Raw genomic sequence first — 16,229 nt, 5'->3', positions numbered from 1 at the left:
CCCCTGTCCCCCGCCACCGTGCCGCGCTTCCTCACCGCCCCGGGAGAAGACGCCGCTGCCTTGCGCCGGGCCCTCCTGGAGGCCGCCGTCCAGACGGCCCAGGAGCAGGACTGCTCCGGCGTGCACGTGCTCTACCCCACGGACGAGGAGGCGGACTTCCTGGAGGAGGCCGGGCTCGCGCGCCGGATTACCCTCCAGTTCCATTGGAAGAACCCGGGCTACAAGAGCTACGACGACTACCTGGCCCGCTTCGACTCCAAGCGCCGCAACCAGCTCAAGCGCGAGCGCGGCGCCGCGGCCACCCAGGGCATCCAGCTGCGCACCGTGCGCGGGGCGGACCTGACACCGGAGCACGCCCTGCGCGCGTACACCTTCTACACGTCCACCTGCGAGCGCCACTCCTGGGGCCAGGTGCAGCTCACCCCGGGCTTCTTCGAGCGCGTCTTCCGCGACCTGCCCGGCACCGTGGAGATGGTGGAGGCGGTGAAGGACGGGAAGGTCATCGCCGGGGCCTTCAACCTGGCCACGCCGGAGCGGCTGTATGGCCGCTACTGGGGCTGCACGGAGGAGCACCCCTTCCTGCACTTCAACGTCTGCCTGTATCACTCCGTGGACGACTGCATCCGCGCCGGCCGCAAGGTCTTCGAGCCCGGCGCCGGCGGCGAGCACAAGGTGTCCCGCGGCTTCGAGCCCACCGCCGTACACAGCGCCCACCTGATTTTCGACAAACGCCTGGACAAGGCCGTGCGCGGCTTCCTGCGCATGGAGCGCCTGCGGCTGGCCCCGGCCGTGGAGGAGGCGGAGCGCATCTGCGGCCTCAAGCCGTGGGCCCCCGCCACAACAGCCCCCGGGTCCACCGGAACCTGAAAACCTGAACGTCTGTCCGCCAGCCCACCGGCCGGTGGCCGTCCGTGCTCGGTTCAAGTTGTGAAATCGGGGTGAACCTCTAGAGTCCGCCCCCATGAAAGTCCCGGAGACAGAGGAAGACTTCATCCAGTGGTACGAAGACTGCTGGGCGGACCGCGACGAGGTGGAGTACCCCAAGCTGTTCGGCGCCATCCGCGAGGAGGTGGACCTCCTCGAGGGCACCGGCGTGCTGGAGGGGTGGCTGGAGAGCGAGCTGGCCCAGGGTACGGAGATGGATCCGAACTGGCTGCCCATGGGCGTGCGCGTGGCGCCTCCCAGCCCGGAGCACCCGTATTGGACCTACGTCACCAGCGGCCTGTCCAACCCCTTCACGGTGGCCCCCGGCGAGGAGCTGGCGGACGACGCCCGCAGCGGCCTGGGCTACGAGATGGTCATCCACACGCCCGAGGAGGAGCGCTGGCCCATCCTGCGCCTCCTGGACATGATGGCCTACAACCTCGTGTGCGCGCGGCTGTTCGCCATGGGGCACCGCTACCCGGTGGACGGCACGCTCACCGGCAGTGAGACGAAGCTCTCGGGCTTCGTCTTCGTGAAGGACGCCAACCGCCCCAGCCACTTCACCCTGCCCAGCGGCCAGGTGGAGCTGCTCACGCTGGTGGGCGTGACGAAGAACGAGATGGCCTTCGCGCGCTCCAACGGCATGGACAGCCTGCTGAAGCGGCTGGCCGACCCCGCGAACCCCACCACCGCGTACATCACGCGGCCGGAGCGCGACGAGGTGAAGCTGTAGCCGCACCGCCTCTCGCCGCCGTGCGCTACCCGGTGCGCGGCGGCGAGGACTCCACCAGCGAGTGCAGCAGGCCCGGCTCGAAGGGCTTCTCGATGCGCGGCAGCGGCACGGCCTGCAGGAAGGCGCGGGCGCGCTCCGTGAAGCTGCCCCCCGTCATGAACACGAAGCGCGACAGCAGCTCCGGCCTGCGCCGGGACAGCTCCGCGTGCACGTCCATGCCGGTGAGGTCCGCCATCATCAGGTCGCAGAAGACGCGGTCGAAGGCGTCGTCCTGCTCCAGCAGCGTCAGCGCCTCCCGGCCGCTGTGCGCCACCACCACGTCATGCTGCCGGCCCAGGATGCGCCGGAGCACCGAGGTGAGCTGAGGCTCGTCGTCCACCACCAGCACGCGCTTGCGCAAGGCCCCCTCCCGCGGCCGCACCACGGGGCCCGCCGGATGCTGAACGATGGGCTCCACGCAGGGCAGCCGCACCTGGAAGGTGCTGCCCAGGCCGGGGATGCTGGTGGCCGTCAGCTCGCCGTGCATGCTGCGGACAAGCCCCAGGCAGATGGACAGCCCCAGGCCGCTGCCCTCGCCCACGGGGCGCGTGGTGAAGAACGGCTCGAAGGCGCGCTGGAGCACCTCCGGCGTCATGCCCAGGCCGGTGTCGGACACCTCCACCAGCACCCACGCGCCCTCGCGGCGGGTGGTGACCGTCACGCGGTGGCGGTCGAAGGCGCCCACGGGGATGGCGTGCGCGGCGTTGATGAGCAGGTGCAGGAACACCTGCCCCAGGCGCGCCTCGTGCGCCAGCGCGGGCGGCACCTGGCCGAAGTGGCGCTCCACCTGGGCGCGGCTGCGCAGGTGGGTCATCGCCATGGAGATGCCGAACTCCAGCGCCGCGTGCACGTCCACCGGCCCCAGGCGCAGCTCGTCCGCGCGGGCGAAGGTCTGCAGGTCGCGCACGATGACGCGGATGCGCTCCGCCCCTTCTTTCGCCTCGCGCAGCGCGTCCAGCGCCTCACCCAGTGCGTCCTGGAGCCCAGGGAGCCCAGGAAGGAGCCCAGGAAGCGCGGGGTTGCGGGTCAGCGGCGTCAGCTGCTCCACCGCGAACTGGAGGTTGCCGCTGACGTAGGACAGGGGGTTGTTGATTTCGTGGCCCACGCCCGCGGCCAGCTGGCCCGCCATGGCCAGCTTCTCCGACTGCACCAGCCGCTCGCGCGCGGCCATGAGTTCGTGCGTGCGGCGCTGGGCCAGGGCCTCCGCCTCCAGGCGGCCGGTGTGCTCGCGGGCGAGCAGCGCGTCGCGCTCCGCCTGCACGCGCTTCTTGTCGGTGATGTCGCGCGCGTAGGTGGAGATGTTGCGGCCGCTGGACCAGGCGTGCACCTCGTGCCAGCGGTCGCGCCCGGTGCGCAGCTCGACCAGGCGGTAGCTCTCCTCGGCGGCCACCTCGCGCAGCGTGCGCTCGAAGGGGGTGCCGCACAATTCCGGGCACGCGTCCCACAGCACGCGGCGGAAGAGCTCTTCCTGAGAGCGGCCGGTGAGCGCGGCGGCGTTGTGGTTCACGTAGGTGAGGCGCCAGTCCGCGTCCAGGGTGAAGAAGGCGTCCGGCATGCTCTCCAGCACGTCGCGCACCCAGTCCAGCGTCTCTCGCAGCCCCTCCTCCACCCGCTGGGCGCTGGTGATGTCACGAAGGCGCAACAGCACCCCGTCGCGCAGCGGCACCGCGGTGCCCTGCAGCAGCACGGCCCCTTCGCTGAAGTGGTCCGCGTGCGGACGGCCGGACTCCACCACCTGGCGCAGCAGGTCCAGGCGCCCCGCGATGCCGTCCTTCGACGACACTTCACCCAGGCGCCGGCCGCGCAGGTACTCCGGGTCCCGGCCCAGCGCGCGCGACGCGGCGGGGTTCGCCCACAGCCACTCGAAGTCCAGGATGGCCCCCCCCGGCGAGCGCACGGCGCGGAGCACCATGCATGCCTCGGGGTGCTCCCGCTCGGCCTCCTCCAGCGCGGCCAGGAGCGCGTCCGGGAGCGGGAGGACCACGGTCGTCTCGGTCGCCGACATCCTGCTCCTCGCAGCCCCGGCACTGCGCACCCCCCGGGGAGCCCGCATGTCGCCACGAATCGCACGGCGGCTCAAGCCAGCCCAAGTCTTCGTATCTTTCTTAACCTTCTCGAATTACAGACACGTAAGAGTGAAAGCGGGAAGGATGGGAAAGACTCCCCTCCGGACCGGGACGTCGGCCACACTCGTGCCTGCCCATGCGCCCTACCTTCATCACGCACGTTTCCTTCGAAGCCCTGCACCTGTCCCTGACGGAGCCCTTCGCCATCGCCACCGGCGCGCAGCTGGCGGCGGAGAACGTGCTTGTCCGCGTGACGCTCGCGGACGGCACGGTGGGGTTGGGCGAAGCGGCGCCCTTCACGGCGGTCAGCGGAGAGACGCAAGCCAGCACGCTCGCCTCCCTGGAGCCGGTGCGCGAGCTGCTGGTGGGCCGCGACGCCCAGGAGTGGCGGCCGGCGTCGGAGGCGCTGGGGGACGCGCTCGCGCTGGCGCCCGCCGCGCGGTGTGGCGTGGAGATCGCGCTCCTGGACGCGCTCACGCGGCACCACCGCATCCCCATGTACGCCTTCTTCGGCGGGGCGGGGACGGCGCTGGACGTGGACATGACGGTCACCGCCGGAGACCTGGCGCACGCGGTGGCGTCCACGCGGGCCATCCTGGGGCGGGGCATCGACACGCTGAAGGTGAAGGTCGGCGCGCTGGACCCGGACGCGGACGCGGCGCGGCTGGTGGCCATCCACCAGGAGGCCCCGAAGGCGCGGCTCATCGCGGACGCGAACGGGGGCTACGACGTGGCGGAGGCGCTGGCGTTCCTCAAGGAGCTGGAGCGCGCGGAGGTGCCGCTGTCGCTGTTCGAGCAGCCGGTGGCGGACGTGGCGGGGCTCGCGGAGGTGACGCGCCGCTCGCGGGTGTCGGTGTGCGCGGATGAATCAGCGCGCTCGGTGAAGGACGTGCTGCGGCTCATCCGGGAGAACGCCTGCCACGGCATCAACATCAAGACGATGAAGTGCGGGATGGTGGACGCGGTGACCATGTGGAGCCTCGCTCGCGCCGCGGGGCTGGAGCTGATGGTGGGCGGCATGGTGGAGAGCGTGCTGGCGATGACCGCGTCCGCGCACCTGGCGGCGGGCCTGGGCGGCTTCACCTACGCGGACCTGGACACGCCGCTGTTCATCGCGGACCACCCGTTCCAGGGCGGCGGCCGGTACACGGGCGGGCGGCTGACGCTGGACCCGGACGCGCCGGGGCACGGCGTCACGCTGCGCTGACGGAGGTCAGCCCTTCACCTGGGAGGCGGCCACGTCCAGCGCCCTCTCCTTCCGCGGATCCGCGCCGCCCGCGTACGGCAGCGCGTCCGGGACCTCCACGTCCACGGGGACACCCACGCCCTCCAGCCGCTCGCCATCCACCGTCACGTCCATGACGGCGAGGTAGAGCAGGTCCCCGTTGGACAGCTTCTGTGGCCCGCCGGCCAGCACCGCGCCCGCGGTCCTTTCGCCCACGAGCGTCGCCAGCCGGTGGCGCTTCATCGCGAAGGCCACCAGCTCCTTGCCGCTGCGCGAGTTGCCGTTGACGAGCAGCACCACCGGCTTGCGCCAGGACAGCGCGGAGGGATGCGGCTTGCCGTCGCGGCCGGTGTTGACGAGGAGCGAGACCTGCGGGTTGAAGAGGTTGATGAAGGCCGGGCTGCAGCCGCCCCAGCCGTCGCGGAAGTCGATGACGAGCGCGTCCGCGTCCGCGAAGGTGTCCTGGAGCGCCTCCTCCAGGGCCTGCTGGTACGCCTCGCCCGCGCACGCGTAGACGTGCTGGTAGGCGACGCGGCGGCCCTGGCGTTCCACGACCTGGCTGCTGGCCTTCTGGACCGCGAGCCATTCCTTGCGCGGGTTCATGCGGCGGGGCGTGACGGTGAGGGTCAGGGGTGCGGCGCCCTTCACGCGCTCCACGGTGAGGCGCGTGGCCCGGCCCGCGCGGTTCCTGAAGGCGTGCCAGGGATGGAAGGGCCTGCCCTCCACGGTGACGAGCCGGTCCCCGCGCAGGAGGCCCGCCTTCGCGCCGGGGCCGTCCGCGAAGACGTGGCGGACGAAGAAGCCGTCCGGGGTCTCCCGCACGTCCACGCCGATGCCGGTGGCCGTGATGTCCTCCTGCTTGAGGTAGGTCTGGAAGATGGAGGTCACCGCCGCGTGGGCGGGGCTCTCCTTCGGGTAGTAGGCCGTGTGGGAGGCCTTCAGCTCCGCGAGCGCCGCGTTCGTGCGCCGGGTGAAGTCCTCCAGGTCCTTCGCGCCGGCGGCGTAGCCCTGGTGCGCGTCGGCCCAGGCGGCGCCCTTCGCCGCGTCGACGAAGCGGGTGCGCACGAGGGTGACGATCTCCTCGCCGCGCTTGGCATAGGGGCTCGCCGCTTGAGCGCTGCCCGCGAGGAGCAGTACCGCCACCCACCACCGCGCTGTCCGGATCGTCATGGCGTGCCCCTCCCGGGCGGACTTCACGATTCTTCACAGGAGCGCGCCCCCGAGGGAAGCGACGGCGTTCTGGCGCCGCGCGGTGTGGCGAACGCGGCGGGCGCGGTTAGGGATGAGGGGCTCATGTTGGATGCGCCCTCGTCATCGCCCAGGCTCGCGCTCGTGTCGGAGGACCCCCTGGCCCGGGGTGCGCTCGCACGGGCGCTGAGCGACCAGGCGGAAGGTTGGACGGTGGTGGCGGCAGGCACGCAGGTGGAGCTGGAGTCGGCGCGGGGCGAGCCGCCGGACGTGGTGCTCTGGGACACGGGCCTGCGGCTGGAGGAGGGCGCGGCGCCGGACCTGGGCGCGCCGGTGCTGGCGCTGGTGGCGGACGAAGCGGCGGGAGAGCTGGCGCTGGGCGCGGGCGCGAGGGGCCTGCTGTTCCGCGACGTGGCACCGGGGATGCTGGGGGCCGCGCTGCACGCGGTGGCGCGAGGCCTCACGGTGTTCGAGCCGGGCCTGTCCCACGTGCGCGCCGCGCCCAGGAGCACGGCGCCGTCGGGAGCGCCAGGGCCGGACACGCTGACGCCGCGCGAGCGCGAGGTGCTGGGCTTGCTGGCGGAGGGCCTGTCGAACAAGGCCATCGCGGACCGGCTGGACATCAGCGAGCACACCGCGAAGTTCCACGTGAACGCGGTGCTGGCCAAGCTGGGCGTGCAGCGCCGCACGGAAGCCGTGGTGCGCGCGGCACGGCTGGGACTGGTGACGCTCTAGGTGCCGACGCGCAGCTCGCGCAGGTGCTCGACCACCCAGAGGTATACCGGTTCGACGTCCTTGAACCGGTTGTTGGAGATGGCCATCACCAGCGCTTCCGCTTCATCGATGGTCGCGTCCACCTCCAGGCCCATGCAGGCCAGGGCCTCGCACATGGCGAGCCAGGAGATGCGCTTGTTCCCATCCACGAAGACCTGCTTCGTCGCGATGTAGAAGAGCAGGTAGACGGCGAACAGCAGCCCCGGGACCGCTTCCGGTGGAGCGCCGTACTCCTCCGCGGTCCAGGCCGCGCCCAGGGTCGCGCCAGGGCCCAGCGCATCGCGGACGCCCAATCTTCCGCCGTGCGCGGCGATGCCCTTGGCCTGCAGTTCCTGGAGCCGGGTCAGGCCACAGAACCGGTCATACGGCTGCGCGTCGTCGCTCACTGGGCCAGCCTCCGGAGCAGTTCACTCCATTTGCGCAGGGCGTGCGCGTCGCGTTCCCCGGCGGGAGGCACCGGAACGTCGGCACCCTTCTGACGGATCCAGATGAGCCGGGGACTGGGGCTCATGACGACCATCGCGGAGACCTCTCGCAAGCCAGAGGCCCGCGCCACCTGCTCCGCCGTGGCGGTCACGGCGAGGTCCCTGCCGTCCGGGAGCGCGATGCGGAGCTCCGGTGTGCTCGACACGATGACACCGTGAATCACTTCCAGATGAGGCAAAGCCACGGGTACCTCGCTGTTCAGGGTGTGACGAGGGCGCTCAGACTCTTCCATTCATCGTCCAGGGCGGCCTGAACCCAGTCGCGATGGAGTGACGGCAGGGGCCATGTGTCGACCTGGAGCGAAGTCGTGGCCTGGTGCACGGCCCGGACATGTTCGAGGTCCCGGGTCGCCTGGGCGAGCTTCGCCGCGTCCTCCATCAACTCCGCGCCCTGCCGCATCTGGCTGAGCCCCACCAGGCGATCAATCAACGCCGGGCCCGCTGCGATGCGCTCGCCCAGGGTGTACACGGCCTGGCCCAATCGGATCCGCTCTTCGTGGGAGAGGCGCTCCCTCGTCGCCTCCACCCGCTTCTTCAGGATCAACGTCACATCCAGGACCTGCGAAGCCGTGGCTGCCTGGAAGAGGCGGATGGCCGGCGGAGTGATGCCCGTGGATTCGAGGCGTTGTTTCGCGGCGTCCCCCGCCTGGCCCAGCGTCAGGCTCCGGTAACGCGGGAGGGCCGCGATCCGCTCCAGCGCCTGGAGGTCCGCTGACGTGAGCGGCGCGTCCTTCGCGGACTCCCCCAGCAGCAGGAGCAGCGGTCCTTCGGATTCGCTCGCTCCGGCGGCGATGGGCTCAAGCTTGCGCCGCAACGTCTCGCGAGCCTGACGCCTCACATCCGCGAGCGCGTCCTCACCGGAACGGGCCTGGAAGTACTCATAAGCAGCGAGCAGCAGGTTCGGGTCCTTCAGCTCGGACACATGGGCCGCGAGCCACTGCCGCTGCGCATCCGAAGCAGTGTCCGCCAGCATCGCGGTGAAGCGGATCTCCGGAGACTGGGTTCGCTCCCACACCGCCCCGACGAAGGACGTTTCTTCTGAACGAGGCGCCGGAAATGACGCCGACTCCTTGAGGTCCGGGCGTCCCGCGCGATTCCACGCCTGGATCAGCGCCTCCCGCCAGCCCGGTACCGGCGTCTGGCGGCGCGCTTCAACGAGCGCCGCGAGCACCGCGATCTCCGGCGCGTCGGGCCTCGTCGCCTGAAGGAGGGACACGGCCTGGTCGGCTTCGTCCAGCGCGCCCAGCTCCAGCAGCACGCAGGTCTGCACCTTCAGCGCGCCCGGATGCTGGGGAGAATCCTTCAGGACCTCGGCCAGCTCCTTGCGGGCCCGGGCCAGCTCCCCGGCCCAGGCATGGGTCGCGGCCTGCTCCACCTGTGCATCGGCGCGCTTCCGGAGGGCCTCGGGGCTCCGGCACGCCACGCCGGTCAGGAGCAGGCCCAGGGACAGCAGGTATCGGTATCCACGCGGGAGCATGCGAGCAGCCTACGCCTGCTCCCCGCCCTTGCGCTCGCGCTGCTACACTCCCGCTCCTCCATGGCCAACCAGGATTGGGTCTCGCGCCTGCTCACCGGGCGTGCGTCGGCGGACAAGGGCCTCAGCGTCCACCTCTCCGAGCGCGACGGCGGCAGCCTCCACGACAAGATGCGGCAGGCGTATTGGTGGATCACCAACAACGCCGTCATCTGCCCCTACTACGACATCGAGTTCGGCGGCAGTGCCGCGCTCAAGAACACCGCCGGAGACGAGGTCCACCTCCCCGAGGACATGAGCTACAGCTCCTTCGTCCTCATCCCGCTGCTCACCCTCTTCACCTGCCGCCGCGCCCTGCTCGTGGGCGGCCCGGGCCGCGGAAAAACCACGTCCGCCATCCTCATGGCCCTGCTCTCCGGCATGGGCCGCGAGGACGTCCACCGGGGCATCCAGCGCGGCCACCCGCAGCTGTCCATCGCGGACCTGCTCGGCGCGCCCCTGCCCTCCGACATGCTCAAGGCGGAGGACCTGTCCGCCGTGAAGGTCAGCTGGCGCAAGTGGATCACCCAGCGCGTCAAGATTGTCGACGAGTACAACCGCATCCCCACCAAGACCCAGTCCGCCCTGCTGTCGCTGCTGGGCGAGGGCTACGCGGAGATGATGGACCAGTACGTCTACACCGGCCGCTCGTCCTGGTTCCTCACCGCCAACGACGACCAGGGCGGCGGCACGTTCCAGGTCATCGAAGCGCTCAAGGACCGCCTGGACGTCGTCGTGCGCGCCGTGCCCTTCAACTCCGGCTTCGTGGACACGCTGCTCCAGCGCATCGAGTCCGACAAGTCCCCGGAGGAGCTGCTGCCCAAGGACATCGTCTTCACGCCCGGCGAGCTGGAGAAGGCCTACAACGCCATCCTCGCCGTGGAGGTGCCCAGGGGCGTGCTGGAGCGCGTGGCCTTCTTCCTGGGCCAGCTGGACTTCTGCCGCATGGCGTCCCCGCGCTTCGAGTTCAAGCACAAGGACACGCTGAAGCTGGCCGGGCAGACCGTGTCCGCCGTGTGCAACGAACAGTGCCCGCTGGACAAGAAGGTGCACCTCTGCACGCAGACGGAGAACGGCACCAGCGTGCGCGCGTACCAGACCATCCTGCACTTCGCGAAGGCGCTCGCGTTCTTCCGGGGCCACCGCGTGACGGAGCTGGAGGACTTCCGGCAGATCATCCCCTGGGTGCTGCACGAGAAGCTCACCCCCAACGCGCGCAGCCCCTTCTTCGAAGCCAAGGGCAACAAGCTGCTGCTCCAGGACCGCGTGGCGTGGATCCGCAACATGTTCGACATGGCCATGGCCCGCTACGGCACGCACGCGCCCGTGCGCCAGAAGGTCGCGGCCCTGCGCGCGGAGCTGGACCTGGGCCTGTCCGGCGTGGACCTGCGCACCACGGAGAAGCGCCTGTCCGCCGTGACCGTGCTGATGAATGAACTGATGACCCGCCAGGAGCTGTCCGGTCCGGTGTACGAGGACCTCATCCACTTGAAGTCCCTCTACAGCCGCTACCGCAACTACGCGACGTGGCTGAAGGAGAACCCGGGCGGTCAGGGGCAACAGCCATGAGCGAATTCGTCGACGACCTGGAGAAGGAGGCCCGCGGCCGGTTCGTGCGCTGGGACCGCGCGCTGTGGGACGAGTTCCTCAAGGGCCACGGGGTCCGCATGGGCCGGGCGCTCACGCGCGGTGACGCCGCGGCGGGAGAGGCGATCCTGCGCGACTACCTGCGGCTGGGCGCCGAGGGCATCGGCCTGGGCTACCTGTATCCGGTGTCCGCTGGCAGGGAGAACTTCTTCACGCTCGCGTGGACGGACCTGCTGCCGCGCCTGCTGCCGGACCTGCGCCGGGAGGAGCAGGCCCCGGCGCTCGCGCGCATGTGGAACCTGGGCGAGAACCTGGAGTCCGCGCCCCCCTGGGTGCAGCGGCTGTTCTGCCGCCTGGGCTCGAGCCTGTCCTCGCTGGAGGACCTGGAGAGCCACCTGCACACCATCGCCAACGAGGCCATGGAGCCGCCCACCCAGCCGCTGGGCGACACGTCCACCGCGCACTGGGTGGACCTGTCCCAGGAGGACGCGCGCTTCATGCCCGGGGAGATGCACTTCCTGGCGCCCGCCGTCATCTGCGTGCACGACCGGCACCGCGCCACCGCCGCCGGCGGACGCGACGCGGCCACCCAGGGCGTGTGGCTGGCGAAGAAGCCCATCCTGCTGGGGCCCATGGGCTGCAACGAGCGGCTGGCGCCCTCCACGGAAAAGCCCCCCAAGGCGCTCACCTCGCTGGCGCAGCGCGACCCGCGCGCGGGGGACTGGTACAGCACCCAGCACAACACATGGCGCGCGGTGGCCACGATGCACACGTCCCAGTGGCTGGCGGTCATCCTCCCGGCATGAGCGCGGGCGCGGCCTTCACCCCGGAGGAGGTGGAGCGGTGCTGGCGCGACGCGCTGGCGCTGTGGGACGTGCACGTGCAGCTGAGCCCGCCCGAACCGCACCAGCCCTTCCGGCCCGGAGAGGCCACGCCGGATGAACCGCTCGCGTACATCGACCTGGTGCGCCGGCAGGTGTTCGTCCACTTCGACCTGCTGACCCGCATGGGCGCGCGCGGCAGCCTCACCGCCGTGCTGGCCCACGAGATTGGCCACCACGTGCGCTTCCCGCACACGCTGGGCTGGGACGCGGAGCTGCGCGTGCTGGAGCAGCGCCTCATCCCTGGCCTGCGCCAGTCGCTCACCAACCTCTTCTTCGACCTCCAGGTGAACGAGTTCGTGGGGCGCACCCACGCCGAAGCCCTGTGCCAGGTGTACCAGGGCTTCCTGCGCACGCCCGACGGGCGCAAGCGGAACAAGAAGAAGGACGCGGACACGGCGGGCCCGTCACCGCTGTTCTGCTTCTACCTGGCCATCTACGAAGAGCTGTGGCGCCGCGAGCCCGGACACCTGGTGCCCAAGGCCCTGCTGCCGAAGCTGGAGGAGGCCTACCCGGGCTTCCGCGCGCAGGCGCGCATGTTCGTGCAGACGTTCTACGCGCTGCACGACGGACGGCTGCAATTCCTCTACTTCTGCGCCGCGTTCATCCGCTTCATCGACCTGCCCTCCGAAGTGGGCTTCCGCATCCCGCTGGCCGGCGACCTGGGCGTCCCGGACGAGGCGGACCTGGACGCGGCGGTGCAGTCCGGCGGCCGGTGGGAGGACGCGCTGAACGAGGCCCGCGCGAACGGGTGGCTGGACGACTCGCACGACACGAAGGAGCCGGAGCCGCTGGAGGCCATCCGCCGCGCGACGGCGCACCTGCCCGGCAACGACGGCGGCAGGCTGCGGCGGGCGCTGGTGGGCCGGTACTACCGGCGGCTGGTGGACCGGTACATCCTCAAGCTGCCCGCGTCGCCATCCAGGCCGGAGCCCTACCTGCGCACGATTCCGGAGGCGTGGGAGTACGGCGACGACCCGACCACCATCGACTGGACGCTCACGGTGATGGCACAGGGGCACCTGGCCGCCGTGAACCCGCTGCGCCGCGAGCTGGAGGCGGACCTGCCGCCGCCGTCGGACCTGGGCGTGCCCGCGCTGGAAATCTACCTGGACACCAGCGGCTCCATGCCCAACCCGCAGCAGGACCTCAACGCGATGACGCTGGCCGCGCAGGTGCTGTCCGCCTCCGCGCTGCGCAAGGGCGCCACGGTGCGCGGCATCATCTACTCGGCGGACAACCCCGTCGTGTCCCCGTGGATGTACGACGAGGAGACCGCGCGCGACTTCTTCCTGCACTACATCGGCGGGGGGACGTGGTTCCCGGTGGAGCTGATGGACGCGCTGTCCCAGGAGCGGCCGGACGCGCTGCGCGTCGTCATCTCCGACAGCGACTTCCTCCACAACATGCGGCAGGAGGACGCGCTGCCGCGCTTTGTCCGAGGGATGAACCGGTCGCGCCGGGTGGTGGCCTTCCTCGCGCTGCCGGATGACGGCCCCGCGCGGCAGGTGCTGGCGCCGGTGCTGGGCAGCCCGCGCTTCCGGCTGGCGACCGTGCAATGGATGTCTGACTTTGGCCGTGCCGCCGCGGCACTGGCCGATGCCCTGATGGAGAAATGATGGCGGTCTCGATTCCCCACCTCCGTGAGCAGCTGGCGGCCATGCCCATCCTGTCGCCGTATCCGCACGACCTGGCGGTGGCCATCGTCTGCGACACCTTCCGCATGGCCAGCCAGCGGCCCCCGTCCCAGCCCGAATGGGCGAAGCTGGAGCAGCGCGTGAAGAACCCACTGTTCCACGAACAGGTGGGCATGCTCGCGCACGTGCTGCTGGTGTCCGACCTGCGCAAGAAGACGGTGCTCCACCTCACCCCGGACCGCACCCCGCAGGCGCGCCTGCAGCAGTTCTTCGAGGAGGTGCACCCGCTCACCGCGGAGATGATCCGCTCCAACGTCTTCCGCCAGGAGGAGTTCCTGCGCAAGTGGGTGGCGGCCATGGGCGCGGACATCGAAGGCGAGACGGAGGCCGAGTCCAAGCACCGCCTCAAGGAGCTGGACTACCGGCAGGCCGTGACGGACCTGCGCAAGGTGGAGAATGCGCGCAAGAAGGAGGCGGACCGGCGCAAGGAGCTGCTCCAGGAGGCCCAGCGCAAGGAAGCCGAGGCACGGGGCTGGCGCGAGTGACGCTCGGGGTCGCGCCCAGGGCCCGCATCCGCCGCGACAGCCACACGCAGCGCCCGCACCTGCCGTGGGCGCTGGACGTGGCGGCGGGCCTCCAGCGCGGCTCGTCCATGGTGGACGAAGCCGCCGCCCGCGCGGAGCTGGAAGCGCGCCTGCCGGCGTTGCGCGAAGCGCTGTGGGGTTCGCCCTACTACGTGCGCGTGCTGCGCGAGTCGGGCCTGCACCCGAACGACCTGCGGCGCCTGGAGGACCTGCGGCACTTCCCCGCGCTGGACCGCGGCACGCTCGCGCGCCACTGGGAGGACGTGCCCACGCTGCCCGCCACGTCCGACGAGTGCGTGGTGGTGAAGAGCTCCGGCACCACCGGCGACCCGGTGAACGTGCTGCGCGACCGGCGCGACTGCCTGCTCATGTGGGCCGTGCTGCGCTTCTTCACGGAGCGCACCGGCACCGTGCCCCCGCCGCGTCCGCGCGTGGTGCTGCTGGACGCGCTGCCGGGCGGGCTGGAGTACTCCGTGCGCCTGCCGCTGTTCCACGACGGCGCCCTGCACCGCGTCTCCGTGCTGCGCGATGACGCGGTGGCGCGCCTGACGCGGGTGAAGGCCTCGGTCGTCTTCTCCGACCCGGAGGGGCTGCGCTGGCTGCTGGCGCACCCGGAGGTGCCCTCCCCCCGGCTGGTGCTCACCTCCGCGCAGCACCTGCCGCACGCGCTGCGAGATGCGTGGCGGCAGGAGCGCGGCGCGCCGGTGCTCAACTACTACGCCGCCACGGAGACGGGGCCGCTCGCGTGGGAGTGCCTTGAGGACGCGAACCAGGGCCGCTTCCACGTGCTCACGCCGGACGTCTGGCTGGAGCCGGACGGGGATGAGGTCGTGGTGACGCGGCTGCGCCCCAGCGTGCTGCCGCTGTTGCGCTACCGGCCCGGCGACACCGGCACCGTGCGGCGCGACGCGTGCGCCTGCGGCTTCCACGGCTGGACGCTGACGGGCTTTGGCGGACGCGGGGCCTGCGCATTCCACACGCCCTCCGGCCGCGCGGTGGACGCCTGGTCGCTGGCGTGGGTGTTCAAGCACCACCCGCTGCGCGCGTTCCGGCTGACGCAGGTGGCGCGTGAGCACTTCACGCTGGAGCTTTCGGGCGCGCCCCCGGACAGCGTGGCGGCGCTGTGCGGACGGCTCACCGCGGCGCTGCGCAACCTGGGCTGGAGCGCGCCGGAGGTGCAGGTACTGGGGGCGGAAGGGCTGGCGCCGGCCGCCAAGCCGCTCCCCTTCCGTTGCGAGCTGCCGCCTGCGGGATGAGCCGGGCCTTCCCCCGGCCGTTTGCCCTGGATTCCCACGCCTCGCGTGAGGATTGTCCCAGGGACTCGCACCCGCACGGAGGACACATGGAGACTCGGAAGCTGGGCAGGCAGGGCCTCACCGTTTCGGCGCTGGGCCTGGGCTGCATGGGCATGTCGGACTTCTACGCGGGCCGTGACGACGCGGAGTCGGAGGCCACGCTGCTCCACGCGCTGGAGCGGGGCATCACCTTCTTCGACACGGCGGACGCCTACGGCCCCGGCCGCAACGAGGAGCTGGTGGGCCGCGTGCTGGGTCCCCACCGCCAGCGCATCGTGCTGGCCACGAAGTTCGGCCTCGTGCGCGACCCGGCGAATCCCCAGTCGCGCGGCGTCAACGGCCGGCCGGACTACGTGAAGCAGGCGTGCGACGCGAGCCTCAAGCGCCTGGGAATGGACGTCATCGACCTCTACTACCTGCACCGCGTGGATCCGAAGACGCCCATCGAGGACACCGTGGGCGCGATGGCGGAGCTGGTGAAGGCCGGCAAGGTGCGCTTCCTGGGGCTGTCGGAGGTGAACTCGGAGACGCTGCGCCGCGCGTGCGCCGTGCACCCCATCACCGCGCTCCAGTCGGAGTACTCGCTGTGGAGCCGCGACCCGGAGGACGGCGTCCTCCAGACGTGCCGTGAGCTGGGCGTGGGCTTCGTCCCCTACAGCCCGCTGGGCCGGGGCTTCCTCACCGGCCAGTTCAAGCGCTTCGAGGACCTGCCGGAGGACGACTACCGCCGCCACTCGCCGCGCTTCCAGGGGGAGAACTTCCAGCGCAACCTGAAGCTGGTGGAGCACATCGACCGGCTCGCGCGGCAGAAGCAGTGCACCCCCGCGCAGCTCGCGCTCGCCTGGGTGCTGTCGCGCGGGCAGGACGTGGTGCCCATCCCCGGCACCAAGCGCCGCAAGTACCTGGATGACAACCTGGGCGCCGTGGACGTGAAGCTCACGGAGAAGGACCTGGCGGACATCGAAGCCATCGCGCCGCCGGGCGTGGCCTCGGGCGAGCGCTACCCCACCGCCATGCAGGGCTTCCTCCAGACGGACACACGCAAGGAGGCACGCTGACGTCCGGGCCCCTGGCCCGTCCGCCCTGCGCTTCGCATGACCGCGCCCGCTCCGTCCCTGCCGCCGCACCCGCCGGCGCCCTCCTCCTCGCCGCCTCCGCGCACACCGGAGTCCCTTCCGAAGGAGGAGGGCTCCACGCTGCTGAGCTACGCGCTGGCGGTGACGGCGGTCGTGGTGGCGCTCCTGGCCCAGCGGCTCTTGTGGCCCTACATGGCCAGCGGGCCGTTCCTGGCCTTCTTC

General features: G+C 71.2%; 16 protein-coding genes. 11 read left to right on the top strand and 5 right to left on the bottom strand.

Going from position 1 to position 16,229, the window contains the following annotated elements; translation table 11 throughout:
• A partial coding sequence (locus D7X55_RS20545; RefSeq protein ID WP_121723953.1) for a GNAT family N-acetyltransferase occupies positions 1-867 on the top strand: 867 nt, incomplete at its 5' end.
• A 94-nt stretch (positions 868-961) separates the two neighbouring features.
• The gene (locus tag D7X55_RS20540) at positions 962-1,657 is read left to right on the top strand and encodes a suppressor of fused domain protein (protein WP_120547222.1); all 696 of its coding nucleotides are present in this window, start codon (positions 962-964) and stop codon (positions 1,655-1,657) included.
• Positions 1,658-1,682: 25 nt separating this feature from the next.
• Here the strand turns inward: D7X55_RS20540 and D7X55_RS20535 are convergent, their stop codons facing one another.
• The gene (locus tag D7X55_RS20535) at positions 1,683-3,701 is read right to left on the bottom strand and encodes an ATP-binding protein (RefSeq protein WP_120547221.1); all 2,019 of its coding nucleotides are present in this window, start codon (positions 3,699-3,701) and stop codon (positions 1,683-1,685) included.
• Between the two features lie 197 nt (positions 3,702-3,898).
• Here D7X55_RS20535 and D7X55_RS20530 point away from each other — a divergent pair, with 197 nt between their 5' ends.
• Positions 3,899-4,969: a dipeptide epimerase gene (locus tag D7X55_RS20530; RefSeq protein ID WP_120547220.1), complete on the top strand. Its 1,071-nt coding sequence runs from the start codon at positions 3,899-3,901 to the stop codon at positions 4,967-4,969.
• A gap of 6 nt (positions 4,970-4,975) precedes the next feature.
• Here the strand turns inward: D7X55_RS20530 and D7X55_RS20525 are convergent, their stop codons facing one another.
• Entirely contained in the window at positions 4,976-6,157 is a 1,182-nt protein-coding gene (locus D7X55_RS20525; protein ID WP_121723952.1) for a S41 family peptidase, read from the bottom strand.
• Positions 6,158-6,280: 123 nt separating this feature from the next.
• On the opposite strand from D7X55_RS20525, the gene D7X55_RS20520 reads away from it, so the two are divergent.
• Positions 6,281-6,910 (top strand): response regulator transcription factor, encoded by a 630-nt coding sequence (locus tag D7X55_RS20520; protein ID WP_121723951.1) that lies wholly within the window; start codon positions 6,281-6,283, stop codon positions 6,908-6,910.
• Here the strand turns inward: D7X55_RS20520 and D7X55_RS20515 are convergent.
• From D7X55_RS20515 to D7X55_RS20505, 3 genes are read right to left on the bottom strand one after another with little or no spacing between them, the layout of a single operon-like run.
• Positions 6,907-7,335, bottom strand: coding sequence for a type II toxin-antitoxin system death-on-curing family toxin (locus D7X55_RS20515; RefSeq protein WP_120547217.1), 429 nt, complete (start codon positions 7,333-7,335; stop codon positions 6,907-6,909). The two genes, D7X55_RS20520 and D7X55_RS20515, sit on opposite strands and share 4 nt — an antisense overlap.
• On the bottom strand, positions 7,332-7,619 hold the full coding sequence (locus D7X55_RS20510; RefSeq protein WP_147468221.1) for a hypothetical protein: 288 nt from the start codon (positions 7,617-7,619) through the stop codon (positions 7,332-7,334). Before D7X55_RS20510 ends, D7X55_RS20515 begins: the two co-directional genes overlap by 4 nt.
• Positions 7,620-7,633: 14 nt before the next feature.
• Positions 7,634-8,911, bottom strand: a complete 1,278-nt coding sequence (locus tag D7X55_RS20505) for a hypothetical protein (RefSeq protein ID WP_121723949.1) — start codon at positions 8,909-8,911, stop codon at positions 7,634-7,636.
• Between the two features lie 60 nt (positions 8,912-8,971).
• Between D7X55_RS20505 and D7X55_RS20500 the strand changes: the two genes are divergently transcribed.
• From D7X55_RS20500 to D7X55_RS20470, 7 genes are all read left to right on the top strand, one after another.
• Positions 8,972-10,516, top strand: a complete 1,545-nt coding sequence (locus D7X55_RS20500) for a MoxR family ATPase (protein WP_120547213.1) — start codon at positions 8,972-8,974, stop codon at positions 10,514-10,516.
• Complete coding sequence (locus D7X55_RS20495) at positions 10,513-11,340, top strand: hypothetical protein (RefSeq protein WP_199747028.1); 828 nt, start codon at positions 10,513-10,515, stop codon at positions 11,338-11,340. Before D7X55_RS20500 ends, D7X55_RS20495 begins: the two co-directional genes overlap by 4 nt.
• Positions 11,337-13,034 (top strand): VWA domain-containing protein, encoded by a 1,698-nt coding sequence (locus D7X55_RS20490; RefSeq protein ID WP_121723947.1) that lies wholly within the window; start codon positions 11,337-11,339, stop codon positions 13,032-13,034. The genes D7X55_RS20495 and D7X55_RS20490 overlap by 4 nt, the downstream gene beginning before the upstream one ends.
• Positions 13,031-13,597 (top strand): hypothetical protein, encoded by a 567-nt coding sequence (locus D7X55_RS20485; RefSeq protein ID WP_233609959.1) that lies wholly within the window; start codon positions 13,031-13,033, stop codon positions 13,595-13,597. The genes D7X55_RS20490 and D7X55_RS20485 overlap by 4 nt, the downstream gene beginning before the upstream one ends.
• Complete coding sequence (locus tag D7X55_RS20480) at positions 13,594-14,892, top strand: AMP-binding protein (RefSeq protein WP_121723945.1); 1,299 nt, start codon at positions 13,594-13,596, stop codon at positions 14,890-14,892. The genes D7X55_RS20485 and D7X55_RS20480 overlap by 4 nt, the downstream gene beginning before the upstream one ends.
• A gap of 86 nt (positions 14,893-14,978) precedes the next feature.
• Positions 14,979-15,989 (top strand): aldo/keto reductase, encoded by a 1,011-nt coding sequence (locus D7X55_RS20475; RefSeq protein ID WP_120547208.1) that lies wholly within the window; start codon positions 14,979-14,981, stop codon positions 15,987-15,989.
• A gap of 36 nt (positions 15,990-16,025) precedes the next feature.
• The coding region (locus D7X55_RS20470) for a hypothetical protein (protein ID WP_199747026.1) at positions 16,026-16,229 on the top strand (204 nt) is incomplete at its 3' end.

This window comes from Corallococcus sp. AB049A, from assembly GCF_003668885.1.
GTDB lineage: Bacteria > Myxococcota > Myxococcia > Myxococcales > Myxococcaceae > Corallococcus > Corallococcus interemptor.
The sequence above is the reverse complement of the archived record's forward strand: the minus strand, read 5'-3'. Positions and strand labels throughout refer to the sequence as shown.

Excerpts from the sequence above, each read along its gene's own strand:
- D7X55_RS20540 (WP_120547222.1), top strand. The coding sequence starts at position 962 with ATGAAAGTCCCGGAGACAGAGGAAGACTTCATCCAGTGGTACGAAGAC.
- D7X55_RS20535 (WP_120547221.1), bottom strand. The coding sequence starts at position 3,701 with ATGTCGGCGACCGAGACGACCGTGGTCCTCCCGCTCCCGGACGCGCTC.
- D7X55_RS20530 (WP_120547220.1), top strand. The coding sequence starts at position 3,899 with ATGCGCCCTACCTTCATCACGCACGTTTCCTTCGAAGCCCTGCACCTG.
- D7X55_RS20525 (WP_121723952.1), bottom strand. The coding sequence starts at position 6,157 with ATGACGATCCGGACAGCGCGGTGGTGGGTGGCGGTACTGCTCCTCGCG.
- D7X55_RS20520 (WP_121723951.1), top strand. The coding sequence starts at position 6,281 with ATGTTGGATGCGCCCTCGTCATCGCCCAGGCTCGCGCTCGTGTCGGAG.
- D7X55_RS20505 (WP_121723949.1), bottom strand. The coding sequence starts at position 8,911 with ATGCTCCCGCGTGGATACCGATACCTGCTGTCCCTGGGCCTGCTCCTG.
- D7X55_RS20500 (WP_120547213.1), top strand. The coding sequence starts at position 8,972 with ATGGCCAACCAGGATTGGGTCTCGCGCCTGCTCACCGGGCGTGCGTCG.
- D7X55_RS20495 (WP_199747028.1), top strand. The coding sequence starts at position 10,513 with ATGAGCGAATTCGTCGACGACCTGGAGAAGGAGGCCCGCGGCCGGTTC.
- D7X55_RS20490 (WP_121723947.1), top strand. The coding sequence starts at position 11,337 with ATGAGCGCGGGCGCGGCCTTCACCCCGGAGGAGGTGGAGCGGTGCTGG.
- D7X55_RS20485 (WP_233609959.1), top strand. The coding sequence starts at position 13,031 with ATGATGGCGGTCTCGATTCCCCACCTCCGTGAGCAGCTGGCGGCCATG.
- D7X55_RS20475 (WP_120547208.1), top strand. The coding sequence starts at position 14,979 with ATGGAGACTCGGAAGCTGGGCAGGCAGGGCCTCACCGTTTCGGCGCTG.